This window comes from Legionella bozemanae (assembly GCF_001648595.1).
GTDB lineage: Bacteria > Pseudomonadota > Gammaproteobacteria > Legionellales > Legionellaceae > Legionella > Legionella bozemanae.
The window spans coordinates 1-15,592 of the sequence record NZ_LBAW01000003.1 but is presented as its reverse complement, the minus strand read 5'-3'; the positions used below and the strand labels follow the sequence as shown (position 1 = coordinate 15,592).

Genomic DNA, 15,592 nt, shown 5'->3' with positions numbered 1-15,592 from the left:
GAGGTTTTTTGGATGTTAAACGCGTCTGTTAATTCTGACCAGCAGGAGCACCGGATGGGGTCAATTTACCCTAACTAGGGTTTACCCGAAGCGAAGCTAGGATTCCTGATTGCGTCTATGAAGGAACGCAGCAATTCTGAGATTTAGTGCATCAGGAGTATATTTAGCGGAGTAAGCAAGTATCTTATTCATGATACCGGGAATAATAAAAAGTGTGTTTTTCTTAAAGCCTTGATAGGCGGCTTTGGCAATTTGCTCCGTAGATTTTATCCCGATAAAGCCCCTGGCTAAAAAGCTATTCTCCATACCTGCTTCTTTAAAAAAATCTGACTGAGTAGGGCCTGGGCAGAGAGTGGAAAGGGTAACTCCTGTTCCTTTTAATTCATAAGCCAGCGCTTGCGAAAAAGAGGCTACATAACTTTTAGAAGCGTAATATACCGCCATAAAAGGGCCTGGTTGAAAGGCCGCAGTAGACGCTACTTGGAGTATCTTGCCCTTGCCTTTGTGAACAAATTTTTTGGCAAAATAATAAGTGAGCATCGTCAATGTTGTCATATTGAGTTGCATCAATGCATTTAAATACTCTGCATCCATAGAGACGAAGTCACCAAGGTAACCTATGCCTGCATTATTTACTAAACAATCGACTTCTATATTCAGTGCCTCGATTTGATGGACTAAATCAGCAGCAGATCTGGGTTCGCTGAGATCCAATGCAATGACACTTATTTTGACTGAATACTTTTCTTTGATCTGAACAGCGAGTTCTTCTAATAAATTTTGATTGCGCGCCGTTAAAATTAAATCATGGCCGTGACTGGCAAACTCAAACGCTAACGCTTTACCAATTCCTCTTGAAGCACCAGTGATGAGAGTAATCATTTTTAAAAGTGGATTGATAATTTTCTCTCTATTATATGACTATTGATTAACAGGATTCAAATTCATTGAATCCCTGATTGTATGCAGCCAGATTATGGTAAACCTTAGGTGAGTAGTGGCTAACAATTGTTTTAAGCTATCTTAAACATACTATAAGAACTTAAATCCAATTGCCTCAAATCCATTACAACAACAGGATATGCTCCTTGCTGATGTTTCACTAGCTCCTGATTTTTCTCAATCTTTTTATGATAAAAATGGGTTGGATTAACTTCGCCGGTATTTCGCATAAAAGGCATATAACATACTTAGAGTAAGTGCAGTATTAAACGTTAAAGGCCTAATTTCAATAACTCGGTGAGCATATTCCTCTAAAATTTGAATCACATCCGTATGCTTGAAATTTATACTATAGTAAGTAGTATGTAGTAAGCAGTTACAGGTAGAACATCATGCCAAAACCAAAATCTCCTAAACCTCCAGAACACCCAGAAATTTTATTAGATGTTGATGGGACTTGTCTTGATAGCGCCGGAAAATTCAATACTAATCTCTTTAAAGCACTAAAAGCGATGGGGATCAAACAAGCAAACATTTTATCATCATTCGAGATGAAAAAATTAGACGCATATTTAGAAGACAAAAGTTTTCGCTGTCTAGTGATTGATGAATTAAAAAAAACGGGAATTAATACAGGATATGTCATCGTAAATGCTTCACCCTATTTGGATGTGGATGATAAGGATCAGGGCAAACTAGGAAGTTACTATCGTAATACGATTGAAAAGTTTGAGAGAAGGATATTAAAAATTCGAAAAAAAAATCCGGACGTTTTGGATTTAGATGTAACAGAACAAAGGAAACTAGAACCTCCAAAGATGCGAGAACAAGAAATTCTTGGGATAGAGTCCAAGCAAAGAGAACAGGCCGTACTGGCACGTGAATCATCTGGGATCGCAGCCCCAATGGAGTCAGTTGCTGAGCTTACAGAAACTCAAAAACGTGATAACGAAAAGGTCGAAAGGATTCGAAAAAAGCTGCAACCTAAAACGGAGTCATTCGTTGATTGGCATAAGTTCAAAGGAGGTAAGGAACGAATGATTCTTCATGTCCTTCAGCATAAACCCTCAAGCAACTTTATTGTTTTTGACGATAAAGAGGAAGTGAACAATACCGTCGAAAGGATGGATGTAGACTCAGAAAATTTTCCCGCTGCAAACGGCCGTATGCATGCTGTAAAGGTCGATATGAAGAATAGAAAACAAACTGAGGATTATTATATTCGGAAGTTGATTCAAGGTTATTCTATTAGCCAATTGAAACAGTTTATTGAGACTCATGCGAAGGAGTTGGCAGATGGTAAGGAACTTTTGCGCTATTTATTAAACGCGATACCACAAGAAGAAGAGATTAAGGAAAAGCAAAAAGGAATCTATGCGCAATTGGTATTAGCTTATTGGCATCCCCACGATATTGAGAATATAGTCGAGCTATATCAAAAATTAAGTCAGGAAGAAACAATTTCTGCAGATCTGGAAGGAGCATTTGCTAATGTAATGTTGGCAAGTTTGGAAAATCCTGCTTTTCGCATAAAAATTCTTGATGCAGTTATTGCCAACATCGATGAAAATAAAAAAACGCCTTTTAAAGATTACCTTGTTTCTGATATTAAAAAAACATCCCTTGAGCATTATACAATGCTTGCAGAAAAAGATTCGGAAAAATGGACGCCACTGGTTCAGCAAATTTCAGAAAATAAATGCGAGACTACCAATGACTTATTGCTTCTCCGCTCCAGCATCCAACTTGGTTTAGCTATGAAAGATAAACAAGATATTGAAGAACTAACAAAATTAATGATACGGGCTAAAAAAGCAAGGAAAGAAATAGAAGAAGGTTTGGTTCCAGATTTAGCCGAACAAGAAAAAGTCAAAATTATCGAAGAGAATATTAGTAAAGCAATAGCTCATACTGCATATAACCCCAAAAATTATTTGGAATTACTACGATATTATCGTGATTTTAAAAGTGAGTTTGGTAACACCCCGGAAAAAGAAGCATTTGCGGCATATTTAACCCCTGAATTAATGCAAAAAACTGCAGAAATCCTAATATCCCTTAATCCATCACAGCCTCAACCATGGAAGTTTATTGGCTACCCAGTGTTAAAAGAGATGTTCTTTAAAACAGGGAAAGAGCTTGAGTTAACGCAATATGTGAAAAACCTTGAAAGAAATTATCCTGATGGCAACCCCGAAATCGCTTCATTAATGATTTCATTGATCACTGGATATACTGATATACGTTTTTATCCAGCCCAAGAATTACCACAGATCGCCAATATTGATACGAAAAATCACCAACTTGCCTTATTGCTTGCGTTGGCTGCAAAAGATAAAGATGCAATAGATAAGATCAAGGATCAATTCATTAATAATAAAGACTTAGAATCTTGCCTGTTTTTAATCGAAGGTATTAAACAATTCCGGGGTAGCTTATCACCAGAAATCAAAAGAAACCTTGGAGCTTCATTGATCGATCGCATCGACGCACTTTTAGCCAGCAAACAGCTACCTACTGATTTTGATAATTATTTGATTGATCCCAAAGCTAAAAACATTTTGGAGAAATTGAATCAAGATGATAAGAAAGGTGCTATTTTAAAACATGCTGCTTTATGTGCTTTGGCTGGTGTAGCTGAGAAACTGACTCAAGAGGAAACAAAAGATTTCCTTTTGCGCCTCAATAATTCCATGCAGACTATATGTGCTTTTGATGATGGTGAGTTATCCCAATTTGCAAAAGAATCCACGATGGAAGCAACAAAAGAGATTTTAAATAAATTAGACGGAACTATTGCTTATGTAATCAAGATAGGTGATTTTAAGCTGGACTTAAGCTCTGAAGACAAAGAGCTAAAGATCAGGGACGCATTAAAAAATCGCACTGGAAATGCACCTTATCTATTTATTCAAAATGAAGCTGGAGATTTTTTTTACCATACAGCGAATCAGACAAGACTACTGGATGAGCAACAAAAACAACTACTTAATTTAACTGCTACACAAAGTGCTGTGTCACTGGAGCCATTTCAGAGGCTACAGGGAACTTTACCAGCACAAGAACGGGATCACATTTTCGAACCGGCTTTAGAAAGCGAAATCGGAAAAATATTTGATAATTGTCTTAGCAGCTCACTTGATTGTTATAATTATCTGAAAAAAGATATTTCCCCAAGCAATTTTCAGAAGGAATTAGCAGCACAAATGGCGGTAGGAAAGGTGCTGGAAACATTAAGAAAAACTGTAACCAATGAAGGATTAGCTCAATACTTAAAAGAAGAAAATATACTGGCTAAGTCTGAAATAGAGAAGAATTTGCAATTAATAGCCTATGCAGATTATCTATCAAATACAGTAAAACCAAGTCTAAATGAGATAATGGTTTTGGCGAATGAGCTTAACAATCTTAAAGGTAGGCAAGACTCATTAGTGAAGAAGGGTAAGCTGGATGAAGCGAAACAATTAGAGGGTTTAATATCAACGATTACAAAAATTCAACATGAAATGTTCAATCATTATGTGGCTCATCTGGAATATAATGAGGAAACTGAAAACGAGATTAATAACCTACAATACTTTAAAGATAAGCAACATCAAAATGATAATTTAAAAGAGATTCTAGATGCCTCTCGAGCAGTTCTTACCGATGTAGCTCGTTTACCTGAAACAAAAACGGATGTTTTGAAAGCCATGGCAAGAACAGCCCAAGCTTTGCTAGAACCATCAGATAATGAAAATAAGAAAGAGCTTCAAGCAATAGGTCAAAAATTTAAGTTCACTCCAAGCCTTAATTTGTTAGGAAAAGCCATTTTAGTGCTTTTAAGTACCTTAGCAGCAGGGGTTGGTCTGCTTGTTTCAGGAGGTATCGTCGCAAACCAAACGTATAAAGACTCGCGTCTTTTCAAGGCACTTTATAAAGATACGTTTAAACCTGAATCTGACTCCAACGAGGATAAAAGAGAAGAGGGTTTTTCTAATCAATAAAAATGGGGGTAGAGGAGTTTGCTAGGTCGATTTTGCTAAGAACAGGGGATTAAGTAGTGATCCTGGTTGCAAGCAACCAGACTTGTTTATCCAGCTTCTTATTTGGGGTCAAACGACTCAACCTTCAGAGTAATAATTTGATTTAATAGTTTCATATTGATTAATAAAGCAGTATAATTGCCACTTTTTTACTCATCATGGTGATTTCAATGACAATATTAGCTATTTGTGGACCTATAGGTAGTGATTATAAGGCGTTCAGTGAACAATGTTATTCTTTATTAAATAAAAAGTGCACTACCTTAATTGATAGTTCTGCTTATAATTCTATCGATTCATTATTATCTGCAATCGAAAGTGCGCAGGGCGATGTCATTGTTTTTGGGGCAGATATTTTTTTGGATGAACAATTACGCGATAAATTTGATGTTAAGGTGTTTCTTGAATTGGATTCAGATCTGTGCCTGAGTAACTATATAAAATCATTCGCTTCAAGCGATACCTTTGATCTTGAAAAACAACTGAAAAATTACGAAAGTCAGATTAAACCGCTGAATGAAAAAATAAGAGTATCCTCTAAATGCGCAGCTCTGCGTCGCCCACAGGCAAGCGCAAATGATGTATTAATTGACTTGCTGATTAATGCAGAAGCTCAAACCTTAAAGCAATGCCAAACTCCATCTACTTCTCTGCCGCGAGATATGTTCTGGCAACCTGCATCTTTATCTGTGGTGAAACAAACAAATGATAAAGTGGAAACTCCAAATCAGATGTTTATCTAAAAATACGCCTGGTTGCTCGCAACCAGGGTTTACCAAATAATTTTCTTGATCAGGGGCTGGAATTATAAATTAATATCTTGAGAGGTTATATTAATTTCTTCTCCTGCCTGTCTTGCGACAACCAGAGTATATTCGGGAACCTCAAGCCAAGTAGTTGTGTCCTCAGTCAAAGGTTCAGAAGCAATAATAATGCTTTTTTTAGGACCTGCTTTCATTTTGTATTCATTATCATACAATCCATAACTATCCCCGAAGGTATACCATAATGAATGATAGCCGGAGTGGGCGGAGGGAGATGGATCATCGGGTTCTGGCCATCCATAATCCAGAACAAATCGAGTGGCAGCAATAAATTCGCCATTCGTTATAAATAGATTAACTGGTGAATTAATTCTTATATTTCTTTTTTGACGAACATAATGAAGTATTTTTAAAGTTTCAATAATTGCCTTAATAATATCTTCAGTTTGATAATTGCCTATGGGGCTGGGTAGCTGGGATAAAAAAATAGAATAAATCCATTCACTATCTGTAGTCCCATGAATATGTTTTTCATATTCAGGATCAATGTATTCGAGTAAATCATAACGCATTATTTCAAACTCACTTAGCGATCCGTTATGGGCAAGCACCACATTCGAACCTGAAAAAATGAATGGATGTACATTTTGATTCGAGATAATCTGTTTTTCGTGATAAGAAACTCCTCGTAAATGCGCTAACATACAATAAGGCGAAATTTTAGAGGCGAGGTTATACAGATTTCCATCGTAAAAAGGCAATTGCGTTGTTTTATACAAATAAGGCAATTGGGGGTTAGGTGACGTATGGTCCCATGCGGCCATACCAAATCCTGCCAGATTAAGTAAATGGGACATATATTTGGGATTATAACTTTGTTTGATAAATGAATTATCTGGCTTATAGAGCAGTTCTTCAACCAGGATCGGTTTACCAAGGTAGGTTAATATTCTGCACATATCATGTTACCTATTATAGTTCTCTATATGGAGTCTTATATCCAGTTTATAAATGGATTTTTTCAGCGCTACCAGCGAGCCAAAAATTAAATTAAATAATTTATACCAAAGCTGGGGATTGCTTTCTTTAATCCGTTGTATGGTTGCTTCAGTCAGCTTACATAAAATGGTCTGTTCGCAGGTAACAAATGTAAAATGAAACGGTACATTTTTTTCAATGCAACCAATGCTGGCAATTAATGTTCCCGGGCCAATCACCGAGAGTTTAGCGAGTTTGCTGTCTTGTATAATGCATGATTGAATCGCACCATAAATAACCAAGTAGCATGAGGCTGTGTTATCCCCTTCATTGACCAGTTTACAATTCTTTGGCGCATTCAAAATAATGAACTGTTTGAGTAAGATATCAATTTCATCTTGAGTAAATGATTTAAGTGAAAGTAGATTTTCTATTTCGCGCTTATCGATTTTACTTTCTTCAAAAATAATTTTTTTGGGTTGATTTAATGAATGAATAATTCTTTCAAAAAATGACAAACTTGTCATATCCGAATTAGAAATAAAAGAAGTAATGATGTCATGTATTGTTTTTAAACGGTTGCAAATCTGTTGGGCAACAACCTGTAATATTTTATATCGTGTTTCCGGAAAATCATCAGCAAGCAATTCAAAGTAACTACTTGATATATGGATACAGAGAACTGCATCAGATGCTATAAAAGATGTAGATGAAGCTGTATTTTCAATAAGACTATTTACCGTAAAAAAATAACCTGGCTGGAGCATTTCCATATTGGTGACGCCTTCGCTCATTATTTGTGCGGTTACACGAACCGTACCTTCAAGAATGACATAGACTCCATCTGCTTTTTTTCCTTGATGCACAATTGTTTCACCTGCGGTGAATGAAGAGATTTTAGCGTGTTTTAGTAGGAGCTCCAGCTCAAGCGGGTCCAGAAAGTCACCTATGATGCGTGTCAGCTGTTTATTAAGATTTAACTCGTTTTCATCCGATTCAATAACCATATTATCCATTGATATATCCTCAGTAATGATATTCTTGCTGTTTCATCTCTTCGGACCATATTCGGCATTGCTCTTCAACAACTTTAGGTAAGGAACCTACTTTTTTCAATATTTGTAGGAGCACAAAGGAATCATTAATTTTATTGGTTACCTCATCCAATAACTGGGCCACGTAGTCAGAATTTCCTAATTGACTCGTATATTTTTTTATTTTCTCAGCCGTATCAAATATGTCGTCAACAATTAAACCATGCTTCATTGTGTAAGGATTAATAAAAGTACCGTCGAAACCATAACGACTGGCCTCAAATCGGTTTTGATTATAGAGATAATACAGGTCATTGCTTACTTGCGTGGGCCTTTCTTCCAATAAATAAATGGCCAGAGCCTGAATATAGGCGGTAATTAAAATGACTTTTTTGATGGTTAAGGGTGTATCGAAAACCCTAATTTCAACCGTGCCAAATTCGGGTTTGGGTCTGATATCCCAATAAAAATCTTTCATGGATGTGATAATACCCAGGCGTCGCATTTTATAAAAATAGTCCGAGAATTCGTTCCAGTTGATTAAATAAGGTATAACACCGCTTAACGGAAAGGCATTAAACATTATAGAGCGGGATGAACAAAAGTTGGTATTAACACTCTGATAAAAAGGCGAGGAGGCTGAGAGGGCAATTAATTGAGGTACATATCGCGAGAGCGCGTGGGTAAGATAAAGTGCATTCTCCGAGTTTCCGCAGCCTATATGGATATGCTGACCAAATTCAGTCGCCATTTGGGATAAAAAGCGATATCTCCTTGAAATACTTTTATACCTTAATGTCGGAAATATTTTCTGCATGGCCCAACTTTGAAAAGGATGGCTTCCGCCGCCGCACATAGCAATCCCAAGGCTAGATGCTTGCTCTAACAAATAGGCTTTCAATTCAAATAATTCCTGTGACATGGTTTGTGGGGACTGATGGATCGAAGTATTAATTTCAATCATGCTTTGCGTTATCTCAGGTTTGATTCTTACCTGATTCGGGCCGGTTTTAATATTTCTAATCAGCTCCTTGGCTTTGGAAATTAACGAATACGATTTCGGATCAATAAGTTGAAGTTCCAATTCAACACCAATTGATCCAACTGAGGATTTTTTAAAACGAAGATTTCTCATAAATCTCCTTGGGAAAATAATTCCTTTTAGTTAATTATAATCTAAATAAAGGATGCTGCTGGGATTTATTGCTTCATATTAATGATAATTTTCAGCTTCCGTACGCGCTTATTTTGCAGTGTATACGAGTCCAACTGCTTGACACGTTATAATTTGTGGTCCAAATTGATTATTAATTGTCCACTCAAGGATGGTAATGGATACATTACAATGGTTAGCTCATCTCATCCGCTTCAATTCGATTTCCAACATGGCGAACCTGGAACTCATTGAAACAATAGATGACTGGTTTAAGTTACATCATATTCATTCGCAAATTATACCTGGCCCGACAGAATCCAGAGTTAATTTATTTGCAACAATTCCTGCAAGTAATGGGCAAACAGAGGGAGGTCTTCTTCTGTCAGGTCATACCGATGTGGTCCCTGTAGGAGGGCAAATATGGAATACAGATCCTTTTGTAGCCACAAGGTCTGATAATAAAATTTATGGTCGCGGTGCATGTGATATGAAGGGATTTCTTGCGGTAATTCTCGCTCTTGTTCCCGAGTTTAAAAAGTTGAACCTGTTGAAGCCGATACACTTTTCATTTACTTGTGATGAAGAAATAGGGTGTGTCGGTATAGATTATTTAATTGATTTTTTTAAAAAAAATGACATTCGGCCAGAGGGGTGTATTGTTGGGGAGCCTTCTAATATGCGACCAATAATAGGCGGAAAATCCAGAAAGCTTTATCATTGTCAGATACAGGGAAAAGCGGTTCATTCTTCTCTTGCTTTTGAAGGATGTAATGCAATCGAGTATGGGAGTCGTTTAATTTCTTATATTAATTCTATCGCTCGTTATGTAAAAGAAAATGGGCCGTTTGATAATGATTATGATTGTCCGTTCAGTACAATAACCGTCAATATCGTCAGTGGTGGCAATGCAACGAATGTAATTCCTGGAGTTTGTGAATTTATTCTTGAAGTGCGTTATATCAATCAATTTCTCATTGAAAATTTTCGCAGTCAAATTGAAAATTATATTAATAATGAGCTACTGCCTGAGATGAGAAAAACCTACTCCGAAGCAATGATTTATTTTGATGAAACCTCTGATGCACCTGGATTTCGTGCTCTTGAGGATTCATCGATCACGAGGATAGTTCGTGTAGTAACAGGAATAAAGGAGCGCTTAAAAGTTTCGTATGGAACGGAAGCGGGAATAATTCAAAATGCGCATATCCCTACGGTTATTTGCGGGCCTGGTGATATTAAACAGGCACATAATCCTAATGAATTTATAACGATAGAACAACTTAACCTCTGTGAAAAAGTAATAAAAAATGTAATTACTTTTTTCTGTAGTGAGCCCCAAAGCAGTGAAATGTAAATACACCCTGGATTTATTTTATTGATTACGGATGCGGTAAAAATAACATGCCATATCCTTATAATGCCCTTTTTTATAATACTTCATACCGCATTTTTGCATGACCCGGAATGATGCAGTATTCTTCCTGTCGGCATAGGCGATAATATACTCTGTTTCTATGTTCTTCCTTGCCCAGCGCAAAAGCCCTTTTAATATTTCGGTAGCATACCCTTTATGCCAAAATTTTTGATGTAAGAGATAGCCTACCTTTATTTCTCCAGATTCGAGCTGGTTGAAATAGGATTCTCCTACAAATTCGTCATTAGATAGCTTAAAAATAACAAAACAGGGCAAATGCTTCTCTTCATAATCAACCAGACATTCATCAATATAATCCTTAATGTCTTTATCGTTTAAAAGACCTTCAGGAAAAAACTCTTTAACTGCTGGATCTCTTTCTATAAGTTTTAAATGTTTGTCATCCCCTTTTTTAATTAAGCGCAAACCAAGATGTGGGGTTTTTATCAAATAGTTTTCCATAACGTACCTGCAATAGAAGATGTAAATATATATATACATCTTAGTACACTAATGATTGTAATAATTATTTTTTACTACTTTTATATGCTTAAGATCGGAGCTGGATTCTGCGCATAAAGCGCAGAACGTAAGCTTTTGTGATTATCTGAATGGAGGTATTTTGATTTTATGTCATGCCCCCTGCCTACTTTCCCTCCCCACGACTTATTCATGGGTAGTCCGTTGGATTCAGCTCAGGTAATCACTCATGGATGATTCCGTGGGCAAGCACAGCAAAATGGTAGAAAATAAGACAATAACAGCTAAACTTAAATGAGTAACTGAAGGTGTTGAATGGAATTTTATTCGATTTTTATCAAAAGAATTTTTCCACCTAATCTCTTTAAGGAGTATGGAATGCAAACAAATCGAGGTGTTATTTATACCGGTAAAGGAACGGTTCAAGTTGATTCAATCGATTTCCCAAAATTTGTTAATCCTAAAGGAAGCAAAATTAATCATGCAGTGATACTCAAAGTGATCTCTACTAATATTTGTGGCAGTGATCAGCACATGGTGAGAGGAAGAACGACAGCCCCGGTAGGAATGGTTTTAGGCCATGAAATTACAGGTGAAGTGATTGAAGCAGGATCAGATGTTGAGTTTATCAAGGTAGGCGATCTTTGCTCTGTTCCCTTTAATGTTGCTTGTGGACGTTGCAAAAATTGCAAAGAACAATTTACGGACGTATGCCTCCATGTAAATGATTCGCGTGCTGGAGGCGCTTATGGCTATGTTGATCTCGGCGGCTGGATTGGAGGGCAAGCAGAATATGTCATGATTCCGTACGCAGATTTTAATTTATTAAAATTTCCTGATAAAGATCAGGCCCTAGCAAAAATTCGTGATTTAACGTGTCTGTCTGATATTTTACCTACGGGTTATCACGGCTGTATCAAAGCGGGTGTTAAATCAGGATCAACTGTCTTTATATCGGGTGCGGGCCCTGTTGGTCTTGCGGCAGCTGCTTCTGCATTTTTCCTTGGCGCAGCTGTGGTCATTATTAGTGATGTCAATGAAGATCGGCTAGCTCATGCCAAAAGCTTTGGCTGTCAAACGGTCAATCCCTCTTTGGATGTGTCTATGTGTGAACAAATCCAGCAAATTTTAGGAGTGCCTGAAGTCGACTGCGCTATTGATTGCGTTGGGTTTGAAGCGAGAGGCCATGCTGCAGATGGAAAAACGATTGAAGAGCCTGCTGTGGTGCTCAATCAATTGATGGAGGTAACCCGGGCAGCTGGTGCCATTGGCATCCCAGGTTTATATGTCACAGAAGATCCAGGTGCTGTAGATAAAGCTGCAAAAAAAGGTATTTTGAGTTTGCATCTTGGTACAGGTTGGGCAAAATCACTGTCATTTGCCACAGGTCAGACGCCAGTAATGAAATATAATTATGGTCTAATGATGGCTATTTTAAACGATCGACTTCCAATAGCAAAAGCGGTCAATGTTTCTGTTATTACTTTAGATGAGGCACCCCGTGCTTATGTTGAATTTGACCGTGGTGTGCCTAAAAAATTTGTTATTGATCCTCATAAGTCGTTTTCATAAGTTTAAAGTGTCTTTAGTTATCCTTATTCATGCAATGATAGATAAGGGTGACTCGTCATACCAAACATGTTTTAAGTTGAGAAGGCAGTAAATTGTTCCTATACCTATAGTATAGAGTTTGAGAAAAGGACTTTAACTATGAAAAAAGCACACGTGACTGTGGATGAAATTGTAGATGCTGCACTCTCTCTTGCGGAACAAACTTCATGGGAGAATGTGAGGTTATTTGATATTGCCAAACGACTTAACGTGAATCTAGAGGATATTCGCTCTTGTTTCCGTGAAAAAAATGAGTTGGTAGACGCTTTTTTCGATAGGGCGGACAAAGCAATGCTGGCAAGAGCAGAGCAACCAGAAATAATGGAACTAAATACCTCAGAGCGTTTACATAAACTCTTAATGGCTTGGTTTCAAGTATTGCAAAGCCATCGCAATGTGGTGAGACAAATGCTTTGGGCGCAACTGGAGATGGGACATATTCATGTGCAAATTCCCGCACTTTTGCGAGTGAGCCGAACAGTACAATGGTGGAGAGAGGCAGCGCAACGCGGAGCAACTTATTATCACCGTGCTATTGAAGAGACAGGTTTGACGCTTATTTTTCTAATGACTATGGCTTATTGGTCACAAGACAATTCGAAAGAAGCCATCAACACTAGCCGGTTTTTGCAAAAAAAGCTTTCCCAAGCACACGGTTTTAAGGAAAAAGCTAAGGATTTATGCGGCCTTGCTCCTGGGAGTGGTTCTTCTCGTGAAATAAAATCTGATGATAGCGACATTATATTTCGGTAATGCAGCAAGGATGCAGAATTTTGGGCACTGCTCTATGTATCCGCTTTAACCTTGCCAAATAGAATGTTCCTGATTTTTCTTCTATATTCATTTTTATTAAGGGCGTTATTAAGGATAAGAACATGATAAGGATATTAATGTGTCTAGGTCTTGTTTTAAGCTGCAATTTACTCATTGCAAACACTATCCCACAATCGGGTACTAACTTAACTCCATGTTTCAACATGGATGAAGTAGAACGGGTTGGAAAACAAGTCAATGAACTTTTACGCCATGAGTTTTGCGAAGAAAAAATTGATCCCCAAAAATTTGCATCGATGAGCCAAAATATTTTGGCAAAGATCATGACTGAATCTTTTTTAGGGGTGGCTCCACCAGAAAATTGGCAGCAATTAACCGATGACATTATAAAAAACTGCCTTGAAAATAAGGAGCTGTGTAAAAAAGAAGCGCGGAAAGAGTTTGAAACATGTATCAAACCTAAAATACCATTGATCTTGGTGCAAGTAGGGCCTTGGTTTGCTGAACATTGTTCCCAATTAAACAAGTCATTAATTCAGCAATGGCCAGATAAAAAAGCAATCCTTGAAAAAACAATTAATGAAAACAAGGCTTCAGAGAGTGCTTTGTAATTTAGTTGAAACAAAATAGAAAATAAAATGGAGATGATAATAAGGACATAATCATTTTTGGATTAAATTGATCAATTATAGTATAATTTGAATATTTTTTATCTTTGGAAATATTCAATGAAAAAAATGGTTCTCAATTTTTTGATTCTTTTCACAATAATCACCTCACCTCTTTCTTATGGTCAAACTAAAAATAACGCTACTGTTTCTGGTTGGCCAAACTACCTAGCCATGGGAACCATAACAAACGGAGCACTGCAAGAACCGACTAATATTCGCATCGATTCAGTGTTTACCTACAATGGTGCTGGTGGTGATGGGGATCCTGGAAAAATTGAAACCCCTTATAAAATTTGGAATATGATTAACATGGCCAAAAATATAAAAACGAATACGGGCTATCCTGTTAATCCTGTTTTAGTGGAGTACGGCTGGCAACTCAGTGGGGGCTGGAATACAGACAGCGTGACTCATGTAGATGATCTCACAAAACATTTCTTTAATCTCATGTTTTTGTCTAAAACGTTGGAGGCTAATGCGTACAGCAATACGGGAACCTTTGGCACCATATTATTAAACCCAGATATGCTTGGCTATTTAGGAAATACAAATCGTGTGGAGACAGTTCAGTCTTTATATATACCCGTTGGCCAAGCGCTTGCGAATGCTTATTGCATGATGGCTAAAAAAATGGATTACACCAATTGCACCTATGGTTGGGATAATAAACCGGTCATGGCTCAGGGTACCCCAACGGATTTGTTGGTATGGTTAAAGTCTAAAACGGATAATTATACTGCGGGTCAAGCTTTTTCCACTTGTGTTAATGATTATGTGATGCCTCAGTGTATCGCGGCAACTCCAAATAATAACATTCCCGATTTCTCAGATAATTTTAATGGTTGGTTACAAGCCCAAAACTGGATGGCCAAATACTTTGGACCGTATGTTGCCCTAGGCGTTCATGAAAATATTTCCGCGGCGCCTGAAGGGGGATGGTGGATTCATCAGGGAGCAACGGCAGTTCAACCCTATGTTGATAAGGTTTTGGCCGATTTAAAACGCTTTGAATTATTTAGCAGTAAATACAAGCCTGATTTTATTTATTTTGATCGTTATGGCGCTGATGATTACAGTAGTAAATTTCCCAGTTTACTTATGAATCAGGCAACGTTTTACAATGATGCTGCATGGCAAAATTTTCTAACAATGACTAAAAAAATTAGTGAAGGGCTAGGACAACAAGCAGGAAAAAATTACATACCTGCCATGTTATGGCAAATCCCAGCGGCCCATATCCCTACACAAAATGAGCCTGTTTTAGAAGCTCATGAAGAAGGTTCTGCTCCGGTATATTTTTTTGGTGACCCAAACTTACAACCGGATTTAAGCAATATTGTTTCCTGGGTTAATGTTGATATTGCTCATTTACCCAATGGTTACAGTTTGTGTGCTGGTAAAAATGCGAGCCAGTGCTTGACGTTAAATAACTTCAATTGGGCTCACAATAACTCTGACCAATTAAAAGCAGCAGTTGATGCGCATATATTTTCAATTTTGTGGGGAGCTGGTGCTTTTGCAACCGGGGTTTGGGAAGTGCCAGGGACAACTTTTCCAGATAATGGATGGATGGCAAAAAAATTGAGGATTTATTATAAAAATCCTCAAACCTTCTAAAGGTTTTATCCCCACCACCTACGTACTGTGACTGGTTCCTGAGAGAACCTCGTGAATTTAACCTCCTACGTACCGCGCATAAAGCCTGAGAGATAGACAAAAAAATTTGGTTTAAGGCATTGAAAT

Annotated in this window: 12 protein-coding genes; 7 read left to right on the top strand and 5 right to left on the bottom strand. The window is 37.5% G+C overall.

What is annotated here, in order from left to right; translation table 11 throughout:
• Positions 1-96: 96 nt before the first annotated feature.
• The gene (locus A8O27_RS03350; RefSeq protein WP_058460532.1) at positions 97-882 is read right to left on the bottom strand and encodes an SDR family NAD(P)-dependent oxidoreductase; all 786 of its coding nucleotides are present in this window, start codon (positions 880-882) and stop codon (positions 97-99) included.
• Between the two features lie 452 nt (positions 883-1,334).
• Between A8O27_RS03350 and A8O27_RS03345 the strand changes: the two genes are divergently transcribed.
• The gene (locus A8O27_RS03345; protein WP_058460533.1) at positions 1,335-4,928 is read left to right on the top strand and encodes a hypothetical protein; all 3,594 of its coding nucleotides are present in this window, start codon (positions 1,335-1,337) and stop codon (positions 4,926-4,928) included.
• A 209-nt stretch (positions 4,929-5,137) separates the two neighbouring features.
• Positions 5,138-5,710: a nucleoside/nucleotide kinase family protein gene (locus A8O27_RS03340; RefSeq protein ID WP_082642479.1), complete on the top strand. Its 573-nt coding sequence runs from the start codon at positions 5,138-5,140 to the stop codon at positions 5,708-5,710.
• Positions 5,711-5,772: 62 nt separating this feature from the next.
• Here A8O27_RS03340 and A8O27_RS03335 read toward each other — a convergent pair whose 3' ends face one another.
• The 3 genes from A8O27_RS03335 to A8O27_RS03325 are packed head-to-tail and all read right to left on the bottom strand — an operon-like array spanning position 5,773 to position 8,878.
• On the bottom strand, positions 5,773-6,690 hold the full coding sequence (locus A8O27_RS03335) for a class II glutamine amidotransferase (protein WP_058460535.1): 918 nt from the start codon (positions 6,688-6,690) through the stop codon (positions 5,773-5,775).
• Between the two features lie 6 nt (positions 6,691-6,696).
• Positions 6,697-7,725, bottom strand: coding sequence for a Crp/Fnr family transcriptional regulator (locus A8O27_RS03330; protein WP_058460536.1), 1,029 nt, complete (start codon positions 7,723-7,725; stop codon positions 6,697-6,699).
• 10 nt (positions 7,726-7,735) lie between these two features.
• Positions 7,736-8,878, bottom strand: a complete 1,143-nt coding sequence (locus tag A8O27_RS03325; protein WP_058460537.1) for a YbdK family carboxylate-amine ligase — start codon at positions 8,876-8,878, stop codon at positions 7,736-7,738.
• A gap of 196 nt (positions 8,879-9,074) precedes the next feature.
• Between A8O27_RS03325 and argE the strand changes: the two genes are divergently transcribed.
• The gene (argE, locus tag A8O27_RS03320; RefSeq protein WP_058460538.1) at positions 9,075-10,253 is read left to right on the top strand and encodes an acetylornithine deacetylase; all 1,179 of its coding nucleotides are present in this window, start codon (positions 9,075-9,077) and stop codon (positions 10,251-10,253) included.
• Between the two features lie 18 nt (positions 10,254-10,271).
• Here the strand turns inward: argE and A8O27_RS03315 are convergent, their stop codons facing one another.
• Positions 10,272-10,775, bottom strand: coding sequence for a GNAT family N-acetyltransferase (locus A8O27_RS03315; protein WP_058460539.1), 504 nt, complete (start codon positions 10,773-10,775; stop codon positions 10,272-10,274).
• Positions 10,776-11,171: 396 nt separating this feature from the next.
• On the opposite strand from A8O27_RS03315, the gene fdhA reads away from it, so the two are divergent.
• From fdhA to A8O27_RS03295, 4 genes are all read left to right on the top strand, one after another.
• Positions 11,172-12,365, top strand: coding sequence for a formaldehyde dehydrogenase, glutathione-independent (fdhA, locus tag A8O27_RS03310; RefSeq protein ID WP_058460573.1), 1,194 nt, complete (start codon positions 11,172-11,174; stop codon positions 12,363-12,365).
• Positions 12,366-12,503: 138 nt separating this feature from the next.
• Complete coding sequence (locus A8O27_RS03305; protein WP_058460540.1) at positions 12,504-13,157, top strand: TetR/AcrR family transcriptional regulator; 654 nt, start codon at positions 12,504-12,506, stop codon at positions 13,155-13,157.
• Between the two features lie 122 nt (positions 13,158-13,279).
• Positions 13,280-13,789, top strand: coding sequence for a hypothetical protein (locus A8O27_RS03300; RefSeq protein WP_058460541.1), 510 nt, complete (start codon positions 13,280-13,282; stop codon positions 13,787-13,789).
• Positions 13,790-13,906: 117 nt separating this feature from the next.
• Positions 13,907-15,466, top strand: coding sequence for a hypothetical protein (locus A8O27_RS03295; protein WP_058460542.1), 1,560 nt, complete (start codon positions 13,907-13,909; stop codon positions 15,464-15,466).
• Positions 15,467-15,592 lie beyond the last annotated feature (126 nt).

What these genes read in the sequence shown, in the direction of transcription:
- A8O27_RS03350 (WP_058460532.1), bottom strand. Translation starts at nt 882, where the DNA reads ATGATTACTCTCATCACTGGTGCTTCAAGAGGAATTGGTAAAGCGTTA.
- A8O27_RS03345 (WP_058460533.1), top strand. Translation starts at nt 1,335, where the DNA reads ATGCCAAAACCAAAATCTCCTAAACCTCCAGAACACCCAGAAATTTTA.
- A8O27_RS03340 (WP_082642479.1), top strand. Translation starts at nt 5,138, where the DNA reads ATGACAATATTAGCTATTTGTGGACCTATAGGTAGTGATTATAAGGCG.
- A8O27_RS03335 (WP_058460535.1), bottom strand. Translation starts at nt 6,690, where the DNA reads ATGTGCAGAATATTAACCTACCTTGGTAAACCGATCCTGGTTGAAGAA.
- A8O27_RS03330 (WP_058460536.1), bottom strand. Translation starts at nt 7,725, where the DNA reads ATGGATAATATGGTTATTGAATCGGATGAAAACGAGTTAAATCTTAAT.
- A8O27_RS03325 (WP_058460537.1), bottom strand. Translation starts at nt 8,878, where the DNA reads ATGAGAAATCTTCGTTTTAAAAAATCCTCAGTTGGATCAATTGGTGTT.
- argE (WP_058460538.1), top strand. Translation starts at nt 9,075, where the DNA reads ATGGATACATTACAATGGTTAGCTCATCTCATCCGCTTCAATTCGATT.
- A8O27_RS03315 (WP_058460539.1), bottom strand. Translation starts at nt 10,775, where the DNA reads ATGGAAAACTATTTGATAAAAACCCCACATCTTGGTTTGCGCTTAATT.
- fdhA (WP_058460573.1), top strand. Translation starts at nt 11,172, where the DNA reads ATGCAAACAAATCGAGGTGTTATTTATACCGGTAAAGGAACGGTTCAA.
- A8O27_RS03305 (WP_058460540.1), top strand. Translation starts at nt 12,504, where the DNA reads ATGAAAAAAGCACACGTGACTGTGGATGAAATTGTAGATGCTGCACTC.
- A8O27_RS03300 (WP_058460541.1), top strand. Translation starts at nt 13,280, where the DNA reads ATGATAAGGATATTAATGTGTCTAGGTCTTGTTTTAAGCTGCAATTTA.
- A8O27_RS03295 (WP_058460542.1), top strand. Translation starts at nt 13,907, where the DNA reads ATGAAAAAAATGGTTCTCAATTTTTTGATTCTTTTCACAATAATCACC.